The organism is Snodgrassella communis (assembly GCF_914768045.1).
Classification (GTDB): domain Bacteria; phylum Pseudomonadota; class Gammaproteobacteria; order Burkholderiales; family Neisseriaceae; genus Snodgrassella; species Snodgrassella communis.
In genome coordinates, this window is the sequence record NZ_CAJZCD010000002.1 from 208919 (window position 1) to 231813 (window position 22895).

A 22895-nucleotide genomic window follows, 5' to 3' on the forward strand; every position below is an offset into this window, starting at 1 on the left:
GGTGGTGCGTCATGCTCCAACCCCGTTTTTAATAATACTGTTTTGACCAATATTACATATTGGTTAGTTTGATTTTCTGTCCTGGGCGCAATACCTGTTTGCCGTGAACTTTCTGCAATTTGCTCACTGGGATATTCAGCCGCTGAGCAATACTGCTAAGTGTATCTCCTTTTTTAACTGTATACGATACCGGAACAATGTTGCCCTTACCACTGGTATTACTCTTACGAACAGATGCCATTAAGCGTTTGTTGTCACCATTGGTATTGATTTTCAGTACCTGTCCCACCTGTAGATTGTGGCCACGCAGATTATTCGTTGTTACCAGATCGGCAACATTGATATTATAGCGCTGGGCAATGGAGAATAGAGTATCACCTTTATTCACTTTATGAGCGATATTACGGCGGCTGTCGGCAACATTAACTATATTGCGCGCAGTACGTTCAGAACGATTTTCAGCTACACGGGAAACCTGTGCTTCTTCGTGCTCAGCCTGTGCCAGAGCTTTTTGTACCGCAGCGGCAGCAGCAGCCTGTAATTGAGCATCCTGTGCTATTTGCATCAGTGCATCATTATTTTCTGCTGCTGGTGCAGGCAGATCAGTTGGCGTTGGTGTAGTTGCAGCCATTGTTACTGTCTGAGCTGTTGAGTTCTCCGGTACTGATTGTTCGGTTTTAAGCACGGCTGTAGCCACTTTGGCCGTACGGGTAAGGTCTGGCGTCTCCAGATTATCATTAACGACATCGTTTGACTGAGCTACTGCTACATTCTGATGAGTGATGAATGTACTGGGAGGCAGCACTGGCTGTGCCGTAGCAATATTCAGTAATGAGTCGGTATCACTATTGCTGAAAGAATCCAGACTCTGGCTATTTAAAGTGTTTTTGCTGAGTAGCAGGCTACGGCCGGTTGGTACGGTATTACTACTCAGATTATTCAGACGTTTGATTTCTGCACTGCTCATACCAGTCTGAGCGGCTAAATCTGCCACACTGGTAGGTGCAAAAGCTTTAAAGATATTCCAAGACAGCAGGCTGTTTTTATCTGCATTACGGTAATTACGCTCAAATGTGTTTACCGCAGTAATTGGCAGCAGCATTTTGCGGTTTTCTTTCGGAATAAATACCGGACTCTTGAAACTCGGATTAAGCGTTAAAAATTCGGAAGTAGAAATGTTGGCTAAACGGGCAGCAGCATCAATGTCAATCGGCTGGTCGATGGTGATGGCTTCAAAATAGGGTCGGTTTGGTACAGACACCAGATTGATGCCAAATGCCTGTGGGTTTTCGATTATATTACGCACGGCCAGCAATTTAGGCACATAATTACGCGTTTCGTTTGGCATGCGCAGATTTTCATAAGTAGGCTCAATGCCTGCCAGTTGGGCACGCTTGATGGCCTTGCCCACATTGCCTTCACCCCAGTTATAGGCAGCCAATGCCAGCGACCAATCACCAAATAAACTATACAGATATTGCAGATAGGTTAAAGCGGCATCGGTAGCAGCATATACATCATGGCGGCCATCATAAAGGTTGGTTTGTTCCAGTCCATACTGGCGGCCACTACTAGGCATGAATTGCCATAATCCTGATGCACCCACGCGAGACTGAGCCTTGCTGACAAAAGCACTTTCAATAAACGGTAATAAAGCTACTTCTGCCGGCATCTGGCGTTTTTCTGCCTCATTCACTATATGATATAAATAAGGCTGACTGCGCAAAATGGTGCGGTTGAAGTAATTGCCGTGGCTTGAATAGTATTGTTCGTGTCTGCGAATGATTTCAGGATTGACTTCAGTCATACGGAAATCCTGACGTATCCGTTCCCAGATATCATGATTGGAATAGGTCTCCCCCTTAAGGGTGGCCGCATTCAGATTCATGATTGATAATCCAATGTCATTACTGGTGTAAGATTGGGCAAATGAGATAGAGGGAGCTAGTACCAGACTGGTGAGTGCCAGTACCATATGCTTCAATTGAGCCATTCGTATAACCGTAAAATTTGTGCAAAATCATATTAATACTAAAGAGGAAGTTCTTTACGGTCAAGGATAAATCCCTATTTTTACAGTAATGATGTAAATGCAATAAATTTAATCAAACGGCTATGGCGTTGATTTAACAATATACATGATGGTGTAGTGAATGAGTTATCCTCAATTGGAAGGCTGGCTGGGCGAGCATGCTTTTGGTTTGTATCTGAGCAAGCTTGAACAGCAGTTCATACGGCATAAATTATCAGCGTTGCGTTTTGGTACCATTTTGCAATGTAGTTTGTCACAATGGCAGTTTCACGATGTATTTGCCGCAGATTCGCAATACCTTGTACAAAGTGAACAGGCAGACGGAAATGTGGCCATTGTTGCAGACAATACAGCTTTACCTTGGACGAACCAGAGTATAGATACAATAATCTGGCCGCATGGTTTGGATACGATATGTTGCCATGATGCAGCATTGGCGGAAATGATAAGGGTATTGGTACCGGGCGGCCATATCATACTAACTGGGTTGAATGCTCAGGGTTATTGGCGCCTGTTTTATCAGCGCAGCATACATTGCCAGCCAGCTTTAAATCTTTTATCTGCAAGTACAGTGGTTAACAGAATGAAGCGTTATGGTCTGTATCTGGAAGAAGGGCAGTTTATGGGCTACGGTATCCCAGCCTGCTTCGGAACAAACCATAACACTATTGAGTACATGGGTAATCGCTGGTGGCCACATCTGGCCGCAGTATATGGTTTGGTATTGGTTAAGCGGACTGTTTCTCTTACTTTAACACAACAGCTAGTGAATCCCATGCTGAATCCAGTAACCAATGTGGCTTTAAAAGGCTTGGAATGTGATTAGAACTATTAAAATATCATTTTGAACTGACTAAAAGACCTGAATTCACTCAGGTCTTTTAGTTATCTATGGATGTCAGACTGTGCTATCCGTGTTATGGCTCAGCTTTTGATCCATAAGCTCTTCAAATTCACGCATACAGGTAGCGGCAATGGATAACATGGTATCAATTTCCTTTTTGGAAATAATCAGTGGTGGTGCTGCTACTATATGGTCGCCACAGGCGCGGAAAATCAGATTGTTTTTGAAAAAAATATCGCGGCAAAGTAAACCTGTAGTACCAAAATCCTCAAAAAATTCCCGCGTTTCACGGTTTTTTACCAGCGTAAAACCACACATCAGCCCTTCAGTTCGGATATCTGCAACGTATTTAAACTGACTGAATGTTTCCTGCCAGCGTTTACGTAGGTACGGGCCGGTTTTTGTATATACTTTTTCGATAATATTTTTATCAGCCAGTATATTCAGGTTTTCGTACGCCACTGCCGCTGCAACCGGATGTCCGCTATAAGTAAAGCCATGATTGAATTCACCACCAGCCAGCAGGCCTTCGGTGACTTTATCATTTACCAGCACGGCACCAATAGGTAAATATCCAGAAGATAGTCCTTTAGCGGTAGTACAGATATCAGGCGTAAAGCCTAGTGTTTGGAAGCCAAACCATTTTCCGGTACGGCCATAGCCGCAGATTACTTCATCAGATACCAGTAAAATATTATATTTTCTGCATATTTCTTCAATTCGAGGCCAGTAACTTGCTGGAGGAATAATCACGCCTCCTGCGCCCTGAATGGGTTCGCCAACAAAAGCAGCGATTTTATCTGCGCCAAGGGATAAGATTTTTTCTTCCAGCCAGTTAGCCGCACGGATACCGAATTCCTCTTCACTCTCATTGTCGTTGGCTAAACCGTAATACCACGGCTGTTCGATATGTACGATATTGGCTATGGGCAAATCACCCTGTTGATGCATACTTTTCATTCCGCCTAAGCTGGCACCACCAATGGTTGAGCCGTGATAGCCATTCCAGCGACCGATAATGATTTTTTTTGATGGTTGTCCTACTGATGCCCAGTAATGACGCACCATACGCATCATGGTATCAATTGATTCAGAACCAGAATTGGTATAAAACACATGATTAAATTCATCCGGCGTAATCTCTATCAGTTTCTCAGATAATTTAATTACGGCCGGATGGCTGGTTTTGAAAAAAGTGTTATAAAACGGTAACACTTCCATTTGTTTCTTGGCAATTTTAGCCAGTTTCTTGCGCCCGTAACCAATGTTCACGCACCATAATCCGGCCATGCCATCAATGATTTCAGTACCGTCACTATCATAGACATAAATACCTTTAGCTTTAACCATCATGCGCACACCATTTTTTTTCAGCTGGCCATTATCCGAAAATGGGTGCAGGTGATGTTTTACCGCATGTTTGGTATCGTTTTTTTTAGTCATATAAAGTACTCCTTTGTTAAATGGTATAAATTGTATGCTGATCTTGTTGCAAATAGTGCAACCGGCAGAAAATCGGCCATGTTTATGATTCAAACATGTAACAGCAGGAATTTACGTTCCCATGGACTGATTACACGAAAGTATTCAGATACTTCCTGTTCTTTGACTGCAATGTACATCTCAACAAAACGCTGTCCCAATAGCTCGTGAATGGGTTCACACTGGCGCATACGTTCTATGGATTCTTCCAGCGTGGTAGGAAATTGATAGGGCAGGGAATATGCATTAGTGCTTAAAGGTGCGCGTGGTTGTAGCTGCTCTTTAATCCCCAGATAACCACAACCCAGCGAACAGGCTATCGCCAGATAAGGATTAACGTCCACTCCGGCCAGCCGGTTTTCAATGCGCCTGCCTTTGGCACAGGCACGAGGAACACGTAAGCCAACCGTACGATTGTCATAACCCCACTCTACATTGGTCGGCGCCGCAGTAAAACGAGTCAGACGTCGAAAAGAATTCACATACGGTGCAAAAAATGGCATGGTCAGAGGCAGATATTTTTGCAAACCGGCAATAAAATGGAAAAATAACTCAGAAGGTGTGCCATCAGCATTGCTGAAAGCATTATTACCGTTTTTAACTTCATTCAGGCTTTGGTGTATATGCATGGCACTGCCCGGTTCGCACTCCATAGGCTTGGCCATAAAAGTGGCATACATTTTGTGATGAAATGCAGACTCCCGTACAGTACGTTTAAACAGAAATACCTGATCAGCTAAATCTAGCGCATTGCCGTGCAGAAAATTAATTTCCATCTGTGCCGCACCAATTTCATGAATCAAGGTGTCTACTTCAAGATTCTGTTCGTGGCAATAATCGTATATTTCTTCAAATAACGGATCAAATTCATTCACGGCATCAACTGCATAGGAGCGGCGGCCGAATTCACTGCGTCCGGTACGTCCTATTGGTGGCTGTAATGGTACATCTGGGTCAGGGTTGGGTGAAATCAAATAAAATTCCATCTCAGGTGCAACAATCGGCTCCAATCCCATATTTTCATACAGTTTCAGTATGCGTTTGAGTACATTGCGTGGTGCGGTTTCTACCGGTAAATTGTCTGGGGAAAAACAGTCAAATATAAGTGATGCCGTGGGTTCCTGTGCCCAGGGAACAAACCGCAAAGTGCTAGGATCTGGTTTTAATTCCATATCTGCATCAGTTTCATCCAGCAGACTGGATTGCGGATATTCGCCTGTAACCGTTTGCAGTAACACTGCTTCAGGTAAACGCATATCCGGTTCAGATATGAATTTGTCTTTGGGAATAATTTTGCCGCGAGCTACACCTGTAATATCTGGCAAGATACATTCCACTTCGGTAATACCATGTTCTTTGAGCCAGTTAAAAATGCCATCATACATAAGTCACCTTAAAATGATTCCTTTTGCTTATACAATTTATATTGCATACATGCTTCACGAAATGCCTTAAAAATAGCGCTAGAAAGCGGTTTTTGCCCATACAACCATTCAGGGTGCCATTGCACCGCATAGCCAAATAAGGGTGCGGCATCAATCCTGAATGCTTCAATTAGGCCATCTGGTGCGGTTGCTTCTATGCTAAGCCCAGGTGCTAAAGTTTTGACTCCTTGCTGGTGTAAAGAATTAACTGCATATTGTTGCTGGCCTGTAGCCAGCCACCTCATTAATAAGCTGTCTGCATGCAAATTGACAACATGAGCATCATCATATTGCACTTCAATTGGTTGGTTAGCTGGTTCGCGATGATCCAGAAAACCGGGGATTTCCTGTAGTTGTTGATGAAGTGTGCCGCCAAGAGCGATGTTAATTTCCTGTAAGCCACGGCAAACACCAAGAAGTGGTATACCTATGTCAATAAGTTGGCGGATAAGCGGTAAAATAGTATGGTCGCGAGCAGGATCCTGTAGCGTTCCCTCGCGTATAATAGCTTCGCCATACCATTGTGGATCAATGTTGGAATATGAACCGGGTAGAAAAATACCATCTACCAGTGTCAGTAATCGCTGTAGTACAGTTTGGTCAGCTAAAGCTGGCAGCAAAATTACATCACCAACACAATCCTGCATTGCCCGAATGTATTTTTCACCCACAGCGTGGAAATTCAACTTACCTATCTGCTTCACGTCACATGGTATTCCAATTACTGGGCGCAATTGCATAAATCAGTCTCAAAGTTTTAATAGTTAAGAGAATTTCTGAACACTGTATTGCATAATCCCATGCCGTTAAAAAAATGGCAAGAATTCTTAAGTTAAAGTACTCAAGCGAAAAAATTTTTGAGTATCAAATATGAAAGCAAATGCCTGCTACACATGAGGCAGAACGGTTTTTGTTTGTCTGAACTGAATACTACACAAAATATGACTGATAATAAAAAAGCCCCAAAATACTCGGGGCAAGAATGCATGGGTTTAAACAACTTCAGAATCGGCGCTGTAACTTCGCTGCCAGAATAATGCTTGCAGCCAGCTCTTCAATAGACATATGCGTCGTATTAGTATAAGGAATGTTGAAACGACGGAACATCTCTTCTGCTATTAAAATTTCACGCCGGCAATTATCACGGCTGGCATAGCGTGAATCAGGGCGCCGCTCAGAACGGATATGATGCAAGCGATCAGCTTCAATAGTCAATCCATATAGTTTTTGCCGGAATGGTTGTAACATTCTGGGTAATTGGTTGCTTTCCAGATCTTCAGGAATAAGTGGATAGTTAGCAGCACGGATGCCATATTGTAGAGCCAGATACAGGCAAGTGGGGGTTTTACCGCTACGGGACACGCCCATCAGAATCACATCGGCTTTTTGCAGTTCACGATCGGTAATGCCATCATCGTGATTTAGAGTGAAGTTAATGGCCTCCATACGTTTATCATAACGTTCGGTATCATGCATACCATGAGTACGACCAATCGAGTGGTTTGCCGCAGTGGCCAGTTCATCTTCAAGTTCGCCAATAAAAGCATCATAAAAACTCATATGAAAACCGGCACTGGTTTTTATCAGCGTGCGGATATTTTCATCAACAATACTTGAAAAAACCAACGGGCGGGCATCACAAAGCTTTGCAGCTTCATTGATTAAAGCAACAATTTCTTGTGCTTTTGTTTCTGTATCAATAAAAGGGTAGGTAGCACATTTGAATTCAATATTGTCAAACTGATTCAGCAAAGCCAGTCCCATGCTTTCAGCTGTAATTCCTGTGCGGTCGGAAACAAAAAAAACTTGGCGTACTGATTTCATAATATTTACACGATTAAAGTTAAAAATTGCCACAACTAAATGGATGTCCTATTGTAAATGAAATTTACCCCTTGCTCATGTTCTGGTGTTGGTTTTTTTCAATAACAGTTTTGGAGAAAAATAACATTTAATTTGCACTACTCTGGCATATATATGCAGTTGTAATCTAATTTTCAGATAAATTTAAATTGCCAGCAAAGCAATTAAATTAGTATTTTTAACTAAAAATCGAGTTAATAATTAAAATACTTAAACTATCAATAATTTGTAGGTAAAATGTGTTTGACTAAGGCTAAACTATGCTTACAAAGTGCAGGTAAATAGCCAAAAATACATGACATTTTAAACCTGACTAGTTAGAATAGATCGTCTTCAACTTCCCCACTCCACACTGGATAACCATCATGGCCGGTAATAACGTAATCTGGTTTGAAAATTTGCGCATGACTGACGTTGAAAGCGTTGGCGGCAAAAATGCTTCTCTTGGCGAGATGATTTCACAGCTCACCGAAAAAGGTGTGCGTGTTCCCGGTGGCTTTGCTACCACTGCCGAAGCCTATCGCAAATTTCTTGCCTACGAAGGTTTGAGTGAACGAATTAATAACGAACTCAAGGCGCTAGATGTCGATAATGTTGCCGAATTGGCAAGAGTAGGTAAACAAATCCGTCAATGGATTATGGATACCCCATTTCCACCTGAACTGGAATCAGATTTACAGGCTGCATGGGAAAAAATGGTGGCTGATGCCGGTACAGACCAGATTTGTGTTGCTGTGCGCTCTTCTGCTACGGCTGAAGATTTACCAGATGCATCATTTGCAGGCCAGCAAGAAACATTTCTGAATATCAGTGGCTATGATAATGTCAAGGAAGCTATGCATCATGTATTTGCTTCATTGTATAATGACCGAGCCATCTCCTATCGTGTCCACAAGAATTTTGCTCATGATGTAGTTGCTCTTTCGGCTGGTGTACAGCGGATGGTACGTTCTGATAAAGGCGCATCCGGTGTAATGTTCACCATGGATACCGAATCTGGATTTGATCAGGTAGTATTCATTACTTCATCCTATGGATTAGGTGAAACGGTAGTACAGGGCGCAGTCAATCCTGACGAATTTTACGTCCATAAGCCAACTCTTCGTGCAGGCCGTCCGGCCATTCTTCGTAAAACCATGGGCTCAAAACTGATAAAAATGGTTTTCACCGATGCTGCACAGGCTGGTAAATCAGTTCAGACTGTAGATGTTGATCCTGTTGAGCGGAAGAAATTCTCCATCAGCGCTGAAGAAATCACTGAGCTGGCTCAGTATGCGCTGATTATTGAAGAACATTATGGCCGTCCGATGGATATCGAATGGGGACGTGATGGTATCGATGGTAAACTTTATATTCTGCAAGCACGTCCTGAAACAGTAAAATCTCAGGAAAATAGTAGTCGCATACTGCGCCGTTACCAGATTAATGATAAATCTGCCGTTCTGGTTGAAGGGCGTGCCATTGGCCAGAAAGTGGGTCAGGGCAAAGTAAGACTGGTTAAAAGCGTCGATGAAATGGACAAGGTTTTACCAGGTGATGTGCTGGTTACCGATATGACTGATCCGGACTGGGAACCAGTAATGAAACGCGCTTCTGCGATCATTACCAATCGTGGTGGCCGAACCTGTCATGCTGCCATTATTGCTCGTGAACTGGGTATTCCCGCTGTAGTGGGTTGTGGTAATGCCACTTCCGCTTTGCTAGATGGTCAGGAAGTAACAGTATCCTGTGCCGAAGGTGATACAGGCTATGTTTATGAAGGCTTATTGAAAGTTGATGTTAATGAAATACTGCTAGACAATATGCCGGAATCCCCTGCCAAAATCATGATGAACGTAGGTAATCCGGAGCTGGCTTTCAGCTTCTCTGGTTTGCCCGGCTATGGTATTGGTCTGGCTCGCATGGAATTTATTATTAACCGCCAGATTGGTATACATCCTCGCGCTTTACTGGATTTTGACCAGCAGGATGAGCAGATGCAGGCTACCATCACCGATCGTATGGCTGGCTATACCTCTCCAGTAGATTTTTATGTTGATAAAATTGCTGAAGGTGTTGCCACTCTAGCTGCTTCAGTTTATCCGAAAAAAGTGATTGTGCGCATGTCTGACTTCAAGTCAAACGAATACGCCAATCTGATTGGTGGTAATAAATACGAGCCACATGAAGAAAACCCAATGTTGGGTTTCCGTGGTGCAGCACGTTATGTTTCAGATGATTTCAAAGACTGCTTTGCGCTTGAATGTAAAGCGCTAAAATATGTTCGTGATGAAATGGGACTGACTAACGTCGAAATCATGATTCCATTCGTACGCACTCTGAAAGAAGCAGAACATGTGGTGCGAGCTTTGAAAGACAATGGTCTGGAGCGCGGAAAAAATGGTCTGCGGCTAATCATGATGTGCGAATTGCCAAGTAATGCTGTACTGGCTGAACAGTTTCTGAAATACTTCGATGGCTTCTCTATCGGTTCCAACGATATGACTCAGTTAACTCTGGGTGTGGATCGTGATAGTGGCGGTGCGATTGCAGGTACTTTCGATGAACGCGATCCGGCTGTTAAAGTAATGTTTAGTCTGGCAATCCAAGCTTGCCGCAAGTTAAATAAATACATTGGAATTTGTGGACAAGGGCCATCTGACCATGCTGATTTTGCCAAATGGTTGATTGAAGAAGGAATTGAAACTATTTCTCTCAATCCTGATACTGTGATTGAAACTTGGTTGTATCTGGCAAAAGAATTGAAAAAATAATTTTTTCAATTAATTATAATAAAGGTCGCTATTTTAATGGCGGCCTTTATTTTATAAATATATGAATGCATTGATTTTACTCATTTAGCTTTTCAAACAGCTGAAATATAGTCTGGAATTAATTAGCCAATTTGATATTAGTCCTTTCTGATACATACAATCTAAATCTTATAATGCTAATTAGATGCTTTGCAGTATATGATATAGGGTAATAGAATTTTAGAAATGTAATGATTTAGCCAATGAAAATGAAGGCTGCAATATTACTTGTATGGTGGCGCAGAGGATCTTATTGTGTATTCAGAATAAATCTTATTTAATTTGTTGAAATTTTTTCTGTATAAGTTATATGGCTGATAACTGTTTGTAACGAATTTTGGTTATGAAATATTGGAAGCGTATACTGTAATAAAAAAACAGATAGCAAAGCTATCTGTTTTTTTAGATGGTGGCTTATTTCTTATCTTTTTTATCGGTGGCTTTGGCTGGTTTTTTGGCCGCAAGTCCTAACGATTGATTCCATTTAACTGGGTCTTTTACCAAGTCAAGAGCCGTTTTTAATTGCTCATCTTTAGCTGGGTTGGGCTCACGTCGAGCAAGCCAATCATCTTCATCTTTTTTCTTGTTACTTTTTGGCGTACTAGCTTTAGTGTCCTTGGTACTAGCTTTATCAGCATTATCATCCATATTATGAATGGCAGGTTCGCTGGCGGTAGGCGGCAGAGTAGTTTTTTTCTGACCACTTAACAGTTCACCATTAACTTCCTTGCCACCCAATGGATTGCTTAGATGTCCACCCAAATCAGCCTCACGGCTTTCAAATTTGCGGTTTTTATCTTTCACTTCAACATCAGGTACGATGCCTTGTGCCTGTATAGAACGGTCATTAGGAGTGTAATATAAAGCTGTAGTTAGTTTAACAGCACCACCATTGGATAATGGAATAACTGTTTGCACAGAACCTTTACCAAAACTCTGTGTACCTACAATCACAGCACGCTTGTAATCCTGTAATGCACCAGAAACGATTTCTGAAGCAGAAGCAGTACCCGAATTTACTAAAACTGTGATTGGGATAGTCTTCATTTCATCAGATATATTAATTAGTGGATCACTGCCTTTTACGACATAATCCTTTGGAATTGCTTTTAAGACCATTCCTTCTTTTTTATCTCGGTTTTTGGTGCTGACTACCTTTACTCCGGGTTTCAAGAAAACTGCGGATACACCAACAGCACTATTTAATAAACCGCCTGGATCATCTCGTAAATCCAGTACTAAACCTTTAAGTGGCTGTTTGTTCTGCTGTTCCAGATTTTTAATGGCATCCGCCAGTAAGCTTACTGTATGTTCTTGGAATTGAGTAATGCGCACATAGCCATAATCCGGTTCCAGTAGTTTATAGCGCACACTTTTAACTTTGATGATTGCCCTTGTCAGGTGTACCACTATAGGCTGGGTCTCATCTTTGCGTGCCAGTGTAAGCGTAATGCTGGTTCCTGGTTTACCACGCATTTTTTTCACGGCTTCAGTTGCTGTCATGTTGCGGGTAGACTCATTGTTGATTTTAACAATGTAATCTCCGCTTTTAATACCAGCGCGATCAGCCGGTGTGTCCTCAATTGGCGCCACAATTTTAATCAGCCCGTCTTCTGAACTGATTTCCATACCTAAACCACCAAATTCACCAGTGGTGCTTTCCTGTAAGTCAGTATAATCTTTACCTGTTAGGTATTCTGAGTGTGGGTCAAGGTTATTGACCATACCTTTCATTGCACCTTCCAGAATCGCATCATCGGTTTTATTCTCGACATAATTGGCTTTAATCTGTCCATATACTTCAGCCATTGTATGCAGCGATCTTACTGGTAAAGCCTCAGACTTTTCATTGGCATAACCCTGTACACTCAGCGTAAGAATCATGCCACTGAAAGCACCTAAGGTATATAAAGCAGCTTTTTTTAATCTAGATTTAGCCATTATTTCTGTAGTTCTTTCTGATAACGACGATAATTCAGGGGATAAATGTCCTGTTTGTAACAGGATTCACAAAAATTCTAAACCGGGCAAAGTGTACACTATAAAGTTACCTGAGGTAATAGAATAATGCCATAATGAGTTTTAGCGTAACCATGATAATGGGTTCATTGCCTGATTATGGTAACGAATTTCAAAATATAATCCATTTTGACCATCTGGTAAATGACCACTGATACCAATGTTTTGACTAGCTCCAACCTTGTTGCCGGTTGAGACGCTGATTGAAGACAAGCCTGTATAAATGCTGATATAGCCTTCACCATGATCAATAATAACAGTATTGCCATAGCCCTGTAAAAAGGCCGCATAGGCGACAGTACCGCTGGCAATACTATGCACTAAGACATGGTTGCAGGCAAAAAACTGACCTTTCCAGATACCGCCACCGGGTCTGCTTTCTCCAAATTTTCCGGCGATAGTGCCGTTAACAGGCCGTGGCAGACGCCCTTGTTTTTGAGCTAGCCCTTTAACTATCGGTGTCTGGATACCTTCTGTAGCCTGCAATGCCATGTCTTCTGCGGTTAAAGTAGAGATTAGTTTGGTGTTGTCTGGATTAATATTGTTATTGGTGGTTGTATGTGCCTGAGCTGAAGTTTTAGATTTATCAGGATTGTCTTTGCTGGATTTGGCAGGAGTGTGTGCCAGTCGGCGCATGGTTGCCTGCGCAGACAGGCGGCTTAATAGTTTATTCAATCGTTTTTCATCAGCCTTTAATGATTGCAGCTGTTTATGTTGTGCTGATAACTGCTGGTTGATAACGCTGTATTTATTTAACTGGTTTGCATGTTGTGCATGCAGTTTGTTAATAATCTGCTGTTGCTGTTGCCGTAATGCGGCTAGCTGTTTTTGTTGGGTATTTACTGCCTGTTGCTGGGCATTCATACGCAACTGCTGTTTGCGTAGACGTTGAATAACCTTTTCATTCGCTTCATTCAGATAACGAATGTATTGCAAAGATCGACCTTTCTGATCAGAAGAGTCTTTTTTAAGCATTAAATACACACTGTTGGGTTGACGGTTGCGATAATGTGCATTAAGCAGACGTGCTATCTGGGTCTGTGTTTCTGTAATCTGAGTACGGGTTTTATCCAGATTAGTTTGCAGTATCTGCAATTGCCGCATGCTGGCTCGTTGCTGCTGCTGGATACGGCTAAGTTCATTCTTAGCACGCTCCAGCTGTTGACCTGTTGCAGCCATCGAAGCATCAATTTTTTTCTGCTCAACGGTGGTTTTTGTAATCTGATTCTGGGTTACGGATATGGCCTGATGTACCTGTCTCAGCTCACCAGTTGGCTGTATCTTCTGATTATTGGCAGCCATGACCACAGAAGTAACAATGCTGTAACAGATCAGGTAAAGGCTGAGTAGAGATTTCATTATTTATCTACAAATTCAATCAGGTTTTGCCCAGTCATTTCTGCTGGGGGTGTCAGTCCCAGAGCAGTTAATAATGACGGAGCCACATCTTTCAGTGCACCACCGGTGTGAATGATTGCTTTACGGCCAATATAGATAAACGGTACAGGTTCAATTGTATGCTGAGTATGTGGCTGCTGATTATGCTCATCATACATATGTTCACAGTTACCATGATCAGCGGTGATGATAACTTCTCCGCCGACGGCCAGTGCTGTATCAACCACACGAGCTACACAGCTATCCAGCGTTTCGACGGCTCTAATGGCTGCATCAAGTGAACCTGTATGACCAACCATGTCACCATTGGCAAAATTACAGATAATAACGTCATGGCGATGATGCTGCAGGCTGTCAATAATCTGCTCGGTAATGCCAATGGCGCTCATTTCTGGTTGCAAATCATATGTGGTGACTTTGGGCGAAGGTATCATAATCCGCTCTTCACCAATATATGGTTCTTCTCTTCCACCACTGAAAAAATAGGTTACATGCGGGTATTTTTCAGTTTCTGCTATGCGTAACTGTCTAAGTCCCTGTGTTGCCAGAAATTCGCCCAGACCGTTAGTTACCGTCTGGCGCTCGAACATCGCAGGATGGGTAAACTGTGTGCCATAAGCAGTAATGCTGGCAAAATATCCGGGCTGTATACGATACTTACGCTCAAAACCGGAAAAATTGCTAAAGGTGAGTGCCTGAGTTAATTCACGCGCACGATCTGCACGGAAATTAAGAAATAAAATGGCATCACCATCGGTTAGGCCAACTTTTGGGCTGATAACTGTGGGTTTGATAAATTCATCTTGTTCGCCACGCGCATAGGCTGCTTCCAGTGCCGCTGTGGGTGATGCAGCCTGATAGGGGGCATCACCAAACAATGCGTTGTATGCAGCCTCTATTCTATCCCAGCGGTTATCCCTATCCATGGCAAAAAAGCGTCCAACTACTGCTCCACATAAAACTTGCGGATGCTGCTGCATATAATGTTCCAGACGCTGTAGATAAGGATGTGCACTTTGAGGCGGAGTGTCACGGCCATCCAGAAATGGATGAATAACAATTTTTTGCATGCCTGCGGCTATTGCCGCGTCCATTACCGCAAAAAAATGCTCTATATGACTATGTACACCACCATCAGAAAACAGTCCTAACAAATGGACTGTGCGATTGGGATTCTTCCATGCCTGTTGCAATACAGAATTGTGTTCAAGGGTATGGTCTTCAATTGCCATATCGATACGGGTAATATCCTGTGGCACAATCCGTCCGGCTCCGATATTTAGATGGCCTACTTCGGAATTGCCAAACTGGCCGATAGGTAATCCAACCATACGTTCGGAAGCATCAATAGTGCCATAAGCATAATGCTGGCGATAATTATCTATATGTGGTGTATGTGCTAGTAAAATAGCGTTGTCATCACCATCGGCGCGATGGCCGAAACCATCCAGAATTAAAAGAACAATAGGTTTGATTAATGACACAGTTGGCCTTTCTGTGATGGAGTGTGGCTGCTTTGAATATAGCCTACCAGCAATATCAGTAGATATACGGTTTAAGTACCGGATAAAATAATCTTGTTTAGAGTAAGATAGGATTATAGCGAAAAGCACTGGCTTGAGAAACAACCAGACAGACCCAATTTAACAATAAATTAATTCTGTATAGTCTGATATCATTTTCATGGAATAGCACAATATGGCTGCACAACAAGGCACTCCTTCAAGTTTTTCTCTGGCCAATCACTTTCTCATTGCCATGCCGGCGATGGAAGACCCGTTTTTTAAAGAAAGCGTGATTTATCTGTGTGAACATAGTGCAGACGGTGCAATGGGCATTATTGTAAACAAACCATCTCCAATTATGATGGATTTGCTGTTTGATTCAGCCAAGACACCAACTCCTGAGCGTTTTCATGGACAAAACGTATTGATGGGCGGACCGGTTCAGGTAGACCGTGGCTTTTTGGTACATACTCCTGCCGGATCATGGGAAAGTAGTTTAATGGTTACTGATGATATTGCTATCACTACATCACGCGATATTATTATGGGTCTTACGCAGGAAAATGAAGTAAATAAAGCTGTCGCCACTATTGGCTATTCTAGCTGGTCTGCTGGCCAGCTAGAGCAGGAACTGGCGAATAATAGCTGGATTTCAACGCCTGCTGATATGCAGATTCTGTTTGATATGCCTTATAAACAACGTTATAAAGCAGCCTTGCAGCTATTAAATATTGATATTACTAATCTGAGTGGATTGGTAGGACATGCCTGAGACAATTATTCCTCCTATTCAGTATGGTACTGTACTTGGCTTTGATTTTGGTACCACACGAATTGGTGTGGCAGTCGGTGAAGCGGAGCTGGCCACAGCACATCCACTGGAGACTATTAAAGTTGTCAGCAATGAACAATGTTTCAGCCGTATTGCAGCACTAATTAAAGAATGGCGGCCTCAAGTACTGGTTGTTGGTTTACCTACTCATGCCGATGGCGCAGCTGATGAGGCAACTTCTTTATGCCGTCGATTCGGTAACCGGCTACATGGGCGCTTTCATTTACCCGTATATTGGGTAGATGAGCGCTGGACTTCAGCCGTGGCCGACAGCTTGTTAAGTGAGGCAGGCGTATTTGGCAGAAAGCGCAAACAGGTATTGGATCAGGTAGCAGCACAGGCTATTCTGACTACTTTTTTTAGTGCCGGAGCCAGCCAAGCACGACTGGATTAATTAATTTTAGTTGAGCTGTTTTCCAGATAGTTCACTTATTTTCAATGTACGTTTGTCTGTAGTCTGTTCTACTTTTATTCTATGATAGGTAAAACCAGCCTATCATTTTGCCTTCTTTGGATATTTCGATTATCCGAAATCATTTTCTTATGACAAAATAGGGTTTTATTTTATCTGAACCGGCGATAAACTTAATTTCATTAAGCAGAGAAATGATTCACCTATACTAGGAGAAATGATGAATACAGACTGTACTATCAACCTTAATACTATTGAAGCCAAAACTAAAGCCAATATTCTCGCTGAGGCATTGCCGTATATTCGTCGCTTTTCCGGCGTTACTATGGTAATTAAATATGGCGGCAATGCAATGACTGATCCGCAATTGAAGGAAAGTTTTGCTAAGGATGTGGTGCTGCTTAAGCTAGTAGGGATTCATCCGGTTATTGTACATGGCGGTGGCCCACAGATTAATGAATTGTTACAGAGAGTAGGTAAGAAAAATCACTTTATTCAAGGTATGCGGGTAACAGATAGTGAAACCATGGATATTGTGGAAATGGTACTGGGGGGCTGTGTTAATAAGGAAATTACTTCTCTACTGAATCAACATGGTGGCCATGCAGTGGGAATTACTGGCCGTGACAATCATTTTATTAAAGCAAAGAAAATGTTTGTGGCAACACCTGAAAATGCACAGCAGGATATCGGACAGGTTGGCGAGGTTGAGGCGATTGATACAGCTTTGATTAAAAAAATGGTAGAGCATGGCTATATTCCTGTTGTTGCGCCTATTGGTGTAGGCGAGCAGGGTGAAGCTTTTAATATTAATGCTGATGTAGTAGCCGGTAAGCTGGCAGAAAGTTTGGAAGCAGAGAAGCTGATTATGCTTACCAATACTGTTGGTGTGCTTGATAAAAACAATCAGTTACTTACCCGCTTAACTCCCGCTGATATCCATGCTTTAATCGCCGATGGCACTTTGCAAAATGGTATGTTGCCTAAAATCAATGCTACATTGCAAGCCGCTATGCATGGCGTGCACAATATTCATATTATTGATGGGCGCGTCCCCCATGCTTTGTTGCTGGAAATATTTACTGATAAAGGGGTTGGTACGATGATTCTTGGCCGGGATGAACAGGCAGAGTAATCTGATTTGATCTGCTTGGTGGTATTTAATTATCGTGAAATTAAAGATTTAATAAAATTTTAGTATCAAATGCGTTTAAAAAGCTTGACAGTAAAATTACAAACGCTATAATTTCGCCTCATTCCCTGATAGCTCAGTCGGTAGAGCGACGGACTGTTAATCCGCAGGTCCCAGGTTCGAGCCCTGGTCGGGGAGCCAGATTAAAAAAAGCACTCAAATGTTTGAGTGCTTTTCTCATTGCTGATTCTAATAATTGATTACATACCAACTTTAATTAGTTTTACATCAAAGATTAATACGCTGTTAGCCGGAATGGCACTAGTCGGACTTTGATCACCATAGGCCAGATTTGCCGGAATGTAGAAGGTAAAGTCACTGCCTTCAGACATTAATTGCAGACCTTCAGTCCAGCCCGGTATTACGCCATTAAGTGGGAATGTGGCTGGTTTATTATTCCGTTGTGCGGTGCTATCAAATACGGTGCCATCAATTAAGCGACCTTCGTACTGGACGGTAACCATATCTGTAGCCTGAGGTTTCTTACCTGAACCTGCATGATTAATTTTGTATTGCAAACCTGAAGCAGTGGTTTTTACGCCTGTTGCCGTTTTATTTTTGGCCAGAAACTCATCTCCTGCCACCTGTGGGTTTGTGGCAGCCGATTTGGTAACAGCTACCGGCTCACTGCCGGTATTTTTATAATTGTTATCAGTGGAATTACAGGCCGATATAGCCAGCAAAGTAGTGATTCCTATAATAGTGAAAGACCAGCGTTTCATAATTTCTCTCTTAATATTGGAAGAAGAGTAATTATAGCAGCCTCAGGAAAAATAAATTTCTGTTCTGTACAAAAGAGTATCTGTTTTAAGCATTCAGCTCTACATGGAATGGGTACATCTGGTTAATAAGAGATATTACTTAGAGTAGGGTTGAATGAAATGCCATAAAACGAATTTTGCAAAAACTGATAATGGTAATTTGTTTGGACAGTTCGAATCGGCTATAGCTGTTGTCTTTCTGATACCTTTAGTTTTAATTTACACTTAAACACTAAATTTAAAAATAAGGTAAGTTAAAGCACTGAATAACAGTATAAGCTTAAAAATAAACGGCTAATATAACAATATACAATTTATATTAACCAGAATTATAGCTTTGCTGGGCTGTTTATGTGGACTGATAAGAAAATTAGTTATGCCAATTTTATTGAACAGTAATTTTGGATGTCAGATTTGTATTTTACAGGTATGCTTGTTGCCAGTGTTATTTGAATGTTGATAATAACTTGACACTATCAGACACGCAGAATAGAATTAGATCTTATAAGAAGAGGTCAATTCTAAATCTTTTTAATGTCAATTGTGGCAGGTTTAAATCAAATCGACATTCAATAAAAACCTTACTATTCTTTTACATTTCTTATGTATATAAGAATCGGTGACCTAAATTATTTTGAGTCTGTCGACTCATTTTATCTTAAATTCTAATAAATAAGTTCATTTATATCTTTATGCACGTTTCTGAATTACAAAACCAACATGTGTCTGAACTATTGGGCATAGCTGAGGAGTTTGGCATTGAAAACGCCAATCGTTTACGTAAACAAGATCTTGTTTTTGCGATTGTACGAATCAAAATGAAGCAGGGAGAGGCGTTTACCTGTTCTGGTACGCTGGAAATTCTTCCTGATGGCTTTGGTTTTCTGCGTAGTATGGATACATCGTATCTGGCCGGTCCAGATGATATCTATGTCAGCCCAAGCCAGATTCGTCGCTTCAATCTGCATACTGGTGATACGATTGAAGGCAGTGTACGTGTGCCTAAGGATAACGAACGTTATTTTGCACTAGTACGCCTTGATAAAATCAACGGTGATAACCCGGATGTGTGCAAACATAAAATTCTGTTTGAAAACCTGACACCGTTATTTCCAGATCGCCAGTTTGTGCTAGAGCGGGATATTCGATCTGGCGAAAATCTTACTGGCCGCGCCATTGATTTGATTGCTCCGATTGGTTTTGGTCAGCGTGCATTACTAGTGGCTCCGCCAAAATCCGGTAAAACAGTAATGTTGCAAAACATCGCCCATGCAATTACCGCTAATTATCCTAATGCAGAATTGCTTGTACTGTTGATTGATGAACGTCCGGAAGAAGTAACCGAAATGACTCGCTCAGTGCGTGGTGAAGTAGTTTCTTCTACCTTTGATGAACCAGCTACCCGCCATGTACAAGTAGCAGAAATGGTGATGGAAAAGGCCAAGCGTTTGGTTGAACATAAAAAGGATGTCATCATTCTGCTGGATTCAATTACTCGTCTGGCGCGTGCTTATAATACCGTTATTCCTGCTTCTGGCAAGATTCTTACCGGTGGTATTGATGCCAATGCTCTGCATCGACCCAAACGGTTTTTTGGTGCTGCCCGTAATGTGGAAGAAGGTGGCTCATTAACCATCATCGCTACAGCTCTGGTTGAAACTGGTAGCCGTATGGATGACGTGATTTATGAAGAATTCAAGGGCACGGGTAATATGGAATTGCATCTGGATCGACGTATGGCTGAAAAACGTCTGTTTCCGGCAATCAATATTAATCGTTCTGGTACACGTCGTGAAGAATTGCTGGTTTCCAATGACCATCTGCAAAAAATGTGGCTGCTGCGTAAATTCCTGCATCCGATGGATGATATTGAAGCAATGGAATTTATTATTGATAAATTGAAGCAGTCTAAAAATAATGCAGATTTTTTTGATTTGATGCGTGGCAGCAAGTAGACAGTTTCCAGTTCATATAAACCGTGTTTAGTTCTATAAACACGGTTTTTTTAAACCATTGCTACTAAAATCTGACTATGTTCTAGCTTTACAGTTTAGGTAAGTTTGCAAAATTTACTACTGAATAGCGGTGTATACAAATACTAAATATTCCAGCCATAAATTGAGCGCAATTAATACTGTATGTATTGATCAATAGTACAAATAAAAATGGTTGAGAAGTAATAATAGTGCCATACGGATTTTGTATAACGGTAATGTTGCAAAACATTGTCCGTGCAACGACTGCTATTATCCAAATGCAGAATGGCTTGTCCTGCTGATCGATGAGTGTCGGGACGAAGTAACTGATATGTAAATATTTTCCGAAATAATATATTGGTTATAGTACTGACTACATTATTACCACAACCAATATATTTGTTTAGCGTTTCAGATCGTGTACGTGTACGCCTTCTGCGTCAATAGCCAGGTAGCCACCGTAGTTTTCAGCCCAGTCCTGTATGACATAACGCTTGAAAGGCTGATTGTTTAACTGTGACTCATGCACTGCCGGACGGTGTGTATGGCCGTGAATCAGTGTAGGTAGCGTGGACTGAGCATAGTTAGCCATTAATGATTGAATGGCATTTTCAGTCACGTCGGAAATTTCACTCTTGCCTTCATTATTTTTGCGTGTTTCACTCATTTGTCGGATTTGTCCAGCCAGCAGACGCCGTTCTGCGATGGGTTTACTCAGTACTGCCATTTGCCATAGCGGATTGCGGGACTGGGTACGAAATTGCTGATAGGCCACATCATCAGTACATAATTCATCACCATGCATGATTATATAATCATGACCATAGAGATTTATCAGCTTCGGTGCTGTCAATAGCTTAATACCACTTTCAGCTGCAAATTGTTCGCCCAGCAAAAAATCGCGATTACCATGAATAAAATATACTGGGGTGTTAGCTGTGAAGTTTTTTAGCTGAGTTTTGATGAGCTGAATAAATTCGCTGTTGTCATCATCACCAATCCAGACATCAAAAAAATCGCCCAGTATATATAAAGCATCAATATTATTTTGCCATTGTTGCAGGCAGTGCTGAAATAATTCTGTTAATGGCTGCGTCTGTTCAGACAGATGTAAATCAGAGATAAAGATAGTGGTGTTCATTGTTTGTATTTCTGGAAATGTCAGGCTAAAAATTCAGTATACTGTTGTACATCAAAACCAACCAGTACGCGTTGATTGTTTACTAGTACGGGTCGCTTAATTACAGAAGGCTGATTCATCATTAGGTTTATTGCTGCTTCATTACTGCTTAGGGCATTCTGCTGTTCATCGGCACTTAATTTGCGCCATGTGGTACCTTTACGATTAATCAGTGTTTCTTTAGGAATTTGCGTAAGCCAGTGTTGAAGGTCTGTGATTGTAGGTGGTATTTTTTTGAAGTCGATAAATTCAGCGCTAATATGCTGCTCTATTAGCCACTGGCGCGCTTTTTTTACTGTATTACATTGGCTGATACCATAAATTCGGATACTCATGTATGAAAACCTGTATGTTCAGTTAGGTTAGTATTATACCGGTTTGTTCATGCTAGCTTAAGTGTTGGTTTTATGCTTGATTGGCTGTTCAATATTGTGTTAGCAAGCTTCTGTTATGCCGGCTGCGTTGCTAATCTGACATATTGGCAGTATGCTTTAATCAGTCCAGTTTTTATTTTTGATGAGGAAGGCCGGAATGAAGAAGATTAGTATACTTGCTGTGAGCCTGTTGCTGGCAGCCTGTGGTGGTAAGCAGGAGGCGAGTAAAAATAATTTTACAGAAGCGATTAATGAATTTGCCAAGAACGACAAGGTTTGTATGGCCGTTAATCTGGTGCTGGATAATGCTCAGGGAAGCATGAGTAATATGGTTACTCTTGGCAGTAAAGAAATTCGCATTGCCAAAAAAAATAGTGATGGTGACAAAATTAATAAAACTGCTTTGAAACAGATGGAAATTCTTACAGATGCAGATTTATATGAAAAAGGTAAAGATACTACTCTGACAGTGGATGGTAAACCTGATATTGCGCAGGCTGTATACTATCGTACCGCTAAAGGTGAAGCCAATATGCTGAATAATGCACAGGGAAGCCTGTTATGTCTCGGTACACAAAAAGTCGATAAAATTGTGCTCTTTACTGAACCGACACCGGCAAATGGTGTAACCATTACCAAGGTAGTCTATGATGCGAAATTTGTACCAGAAAAATGGGCAGAACATCTACTCAAAACGACAGATGAAAACTGGTGGAAAACTTTACAGGAGCCTCAACGTCGTACTGCTATTTTAGTTTTAACAGATAAAGGTTGGAAAGACGAGCGCGTACTGCATTAAATTAAAGCCT

General features: G+C 41.7%; 18 protein-coding genes and 1 tRNA gene. 8 read left to right on the forward strand and 11 right to left on the reverse strand.

Translation table 11 applies throughout. The features are described from left to right. Positions 1 to 52: 52 nt before the first annotated feature. Positions 53 to 1993, reverse strand: coding sequence for a lytic transglycosylase (locus MJ761_RS02990; RefSeq protein WP_093090514.1), 1941 nt, complete (start codon positions 1991 to 1993; stop codon positions 53 to 55). A 160-nt stretch (positions 1994 to 2153) separates the two neighbouring features. On the opposite strand from MJ761_RS02990, the gene MJ761_RS02995 reads away from it, so the two are divergent. Then, on the forward strand, positions 2154 to 2858 hold the full coding sequence (locus MJ761_RS02995; protein WP_093090512.1) for a class I SAM-dependent methyltransferase: 705 nt from the start codon (positions 2154 to 2156) through the stop codon (positions 2856 to 2858). A gap of 72 nt (positions 2859 to 2930) precedes the next feature. Here the strand turns inward: MJ761_RS02995 and MJ761_RS03000 are convergent, their stop codons facing one another. The 4 genes from MJ761_RS03000 to ppsR all read right to left on the reverse strand — a co-directional run bounded on the left by MJ761_RS03000 (position 2931) and on the right by ppsR (position 7606). Then, positions 2931 to 4319 (reverse strand): aspartate aminotransferase family protein, encoded by a 1389-nt coding sequence (locus MJ761_RS03000; RefSeq protein ID WP_093090510.1) that lies wholly within the window; start codon positions 4317 to 4319, stop codon positions 2931 to 2933. Between the two features lie 89 nt (positions 4320 to 4408). Further along, entirely contained in the window at positions 4409 to 5743 is a 1335-nt protein-coding gene (locus MJ761_RS03005; protein WP_093090508.1) for a glutamine synthetase family protein, read from the reverse strand. An 8-nt stretch (positions 5744 to 5751) separates the two neighbouring features. Next, positions 5752 to 6522 (reverse strand): gamma-glutamyl-gamma-aminobutyrate hydrolase family protein, encoded by a 771-nt coding sequence (locus tag MJ761_RS03010; protein ID WP_093090506.1) that lies wholly within the window; start codon positions 6520 to 6522, stop codon positions 5752 to 5754. Between the two features lie 262 nt (positions 6523 to 6784). Beyond that, the gene (gene ppsR, locus MJ761_RS03015) at positions 6785 to 7606 is read right to left on the reverse strand and encodes a posphoenolpyruvate synthetase regulatory kinase/phosphorylase PpsR (RefSeq protein WP_093090504.1); all 822 of its coding nucleotides are present in this window, start codon (positions 7604 to 7606) and stop codon (positions 6785 to 6787) included. A 404-nt stretch (positions 7607 to 8010) separates the two neighbouring features. On the opposite strand from ppsR, the gene ppsA reads away from it, so the two are divergent. Beyond that, entirely contained in the window at positions 8011 to 10398 is a 2388-nt protein-coding gene (ppsA, locus tag MJ761_RS03020) for a phosphoenolpyruvate synthase (RefSeq protein ID WP_093090502.1), read from the forward strand. Between the two features lie 453 nt (positions 10399 to 10851). On the opposite strand, the gene MJ761_RS03025 is transcribed toward ppsA, so the two are convergent. From MJ761_RS03025 to gpmI, 3 genes are all read right to left on the reverse strand, one after another. Then, positions 10852 to 12378, reverse strand: coding sequence for a S41 family peptidase (locus tag MJ761_RS03025; RefSeq protein WP_093090500.1), 1527 nt, complete (start codon positions 12376 to 12378; stop codon positions 10852 to 10854). 141 nt (positions 12379 to 12519) lie between these two features. Further along, positions 12520 to 13815 carry a murein hydrolase activator EnvC family protein gene (locus MJ761_RS03030; RefSeq protein WP_093090498.1) on the reverse strand — a complete coding sequence of 432 codons (1296 nt, stop codon included), beginning with the start codon at positions 13813 to 13815 and terminating at the stop codon, positions 12520 to 12522. After that, positions 13815 to 15338: a 2,3-bisphosphoglycerate-independent phosphoglycerate mutase gene (gene gpmI / locus MJ761_RS03035; RefSeq protein ID WP_093090496.1), complete on the reverse strand. Its 1524-nt coding sequence runs from the start codon at positions 15336 to 15338 to the stop codon at positions 13815 to 13817. The genes MJ761_RS03030 and gpmI overlap by 1 nt, the downstream gene beginning before the upstream one ends. 214 nt (positions 15339 to 15552) lie before the next feature. Between gpmI and MJ761_RS03040 the strand changes: the two genes are divergently transcribed. The 4 genes from MJ761_RS03040 (at position 15553) to MJ761_RS03055 (ending at position 17936) form a co-directional block, all read left to right on the forward strand. Beyond that, positions 15553 to 16131, forward strand: coding sequence for a YqgE/AlgH family protein (locus MJ761_RS03040; protein ID WP_037405581.1), 579 nt, complete (start codon positions 15553 to 15555; stop codon positions 16129 to 16131). Between the two features lie 7 nt (positions 16132 to 16138). Next, on the forward strand, positions 16139 to 16585 hold the full coding sequence (gene ruvX / locus MJ761_RS03045) for a Holliday junction resolvase RuvX (protein WP_369796815.1): 447 nt from the start codon (positions 16139 to 16141) through the stop codon (positions 16583 to 16585). Between the two features lie 238 nt (positions 16586 to 16823). Then, the gene (gene argB, locus MJ761_RS03050) at positions 16824 to 17738 is read left to right on the forward strand and encodes an acetylglutamate kinase (protein WP_037405577.1); all 915 of its coding nucleotides are present in this window, start codon (positions 16824 to 16826) and stop codon (positions 17736 to 17738) included. Between the two features lie 122 nt (positions 17739 to 17860). Continuing rightward, a tRNA-Asn gene (locus MJ761_RS03055) sits at positions 17861 to 17936 on the forward strand. Positions 17937 to 17995: 59 nt separating this feature from the next. Here the strand turns inward: MJ761_RS03055 and MJ761_RS03060 are convergent. Further along, entirely contained in the window at positions 17996 to 18517 is a 522-nt protein-coding gene (locus tag MJ761_RS03060) for a BamJ family beta-barrel-assembly machinery protein (RefSeq protein ID WP_093090492.1), read from the reverse strand. Positions 18518 to 19248: 731 nt separating this feature from the next. Here MJ761_RS03060 and rho point away from each other — a divergent pair. Then, positions 19249 to 20511, forward strand: a complete 1263-nt coding sequence (rho, locus tag MJ761_RS03065) for a transcription termination factor Rho (RefSeq protein WP_037405575.1) — start codon at positions 19249 to 19251, stop codon at positions 20509 to 20511. A gap of 424 nt (positions 20512 to 20935) precedes the next feature. Here the strand turns inward: rho and MJ761_RS03070 are convergent, their stop codons facing one another. Beyond that, positions 20936 to 21673 carry a UDP-2,3-diacylglucosamine diphosphatase gene (locus MJ761_RS03070; protein ID WP_093090490.1) on the reverse strand — a complete coding sequence of 246 codons (738 nt, stop codon included), beginning with the start codon at positions 21671 to 21673 and terminating at the stop codon, positions 20936 to 20938. Positions 21674 to 21693: 20 nt separating this feature from the next. Continuing rightward, positions 21694 to 22047, reverse strand: a complete 354-nt coding sequence (locus MJ761_RS03075) for a Spx/MgsR family RNA polymerase-binding regulatory protein (protein ID WP_093090488.1) — start codon at positions 22045 to 22047, stop codon at positions 21694 to 21696. 196 nt (positions 22048 to 22243) lie between these two features. Here MJ761_RS03075 and MJ761_RS03080 point away from each other — a divergent pair, with 196 nt between their 5' ends. Further along, positions 22244 to 22885 (forward strand): hypothetical protein, encoded by a 642-nt coding sequence (locus tag MJ761_RS03080; protein WP_093090486.1) that lies wholly within the window; start codon positions 22244 to 22246, stop codon positions 22883 to 22885. Positions 22886 to 22895 lie beyond the last annotated feature (10 nt).

What these genes read in the sequence shown, in the direction of transcription:
- MJ761_RS02990 (WP_093090514.1), bottom strand. Translation starts at nt 1,993, where the DNA reads ATGGCTCAATTGAAGCATATGGTACTGGCACTCACCAGTCTGGTACTA.
- MJ761_RS02995 (WP_093090512.1), top strand. Translation starts at nt 2,154, where the DNA reads ATGAGTTATCCTCAATTGGAAGGCTGGCTGGGCGAGCATGCTTTTGGT.
- MJ761_RS03000 (WP_093090510.1), bottom strand. Translation starts at nt 4,319, where the DNA reads ATGACTAAAAAAAACGATACCAAACATGCGGTAAAACATCACCTGCAC.
- MJ761_RS03005 (WP_093090508.1), bottom strand. Translation starts at nt 5,743, where the DNA reads ATGTATGATGGCATTTTTAACTGGCTCAAAGAACATGGTATTACCGAA.
- MJ761_RS03010 (WP_093090506.1), bottom strand. Translation starts at nt 6,522, where the DNA reads ATGCAATTGCGCCCAGTAATTGGAATACCATGTGACGTGAAGCAGATA.
- ppsR (WP_093090504.1), bottom strand. Translation starts at nt 7,606, where the DNA reads ATGAAATCAGTACGCCAAGTTTTTTTTGTTTCCGACCGCACAGGAATT.
- ppsA (WP_093090502.1), top strand. Translation starts at nt 8,011, where the DNA reads ATGGCCGGTAATAACGTAATCTGGTTTGAAAATTTGCGCATGACTGAC.
- MJ761_RS03025 (WP_093090500.1), bottom strand. Translation starts at nt 12,378, where the DNA reads ATGGCTAAATCTAGATTAAAAAAAGCTGCTTTATATACCTTAGGTGCT.
- MJ761_RS03030 (WP_093090498.1), bottom strand. Translation starts at nt 13,815, where the DNA reads ATGAAATCTCTACTCAGCCTTTACCTGATCTGTTACAGCATTGTTACT.
- MJ761_RS03040 (WP_037405581.1), top strand. Translation starts at nt 15,553, where the DNA reads ATGGCTGCACAACAAGGCACTCCTTCAAGTTTTTCTCTGGCCAATCAC.
- argB (WP_037405577.1), top strand. Translation starts at nt 16,824, where the DNA reads ATGAATACAGACTGTACTATCAACCTTAATACTATTGAAGCCAAAACT.
- MJ761_RS03060 (WP_093090492.1), bottom strand. Translation starts at nt 18,517, where the DNA reads ATGAAACGCTGGTCTTTCACTATTATAGGAATCACTACTTTGCTGGCT.
- rho (WP_037405575.1), top strand. Translation starts at nt 19,249, where the DNA reads ATGCACGTTTCTGAATTACAAAACCAACATGTGTCTGAACTATTGGGC.
- MJ761_RS03070 (WP_093090490.1), bottom strand. Translation starts at nt 21,673, where the DNA reads ATGAACACCACTATCTTTATCTCTGATTTACATCTGTCTGAACAGACG.
- MJ761_RS03075 (WP_093090488.1), bottom strand. Translation starts at nt 22,047, where the DNA reads ATGAGTATCCGAATTTATGGTATCAGCCAATGTAATACAGTAAAAAAA.
- MJ761_RS03080 (WP_093090486.1), top strand. Translation starts at nt 22,244, where the DNA reads ATGAAGAAGATTAGTATACTTGCTGTGAGCCTGTTGCTGGCAGCCTGT.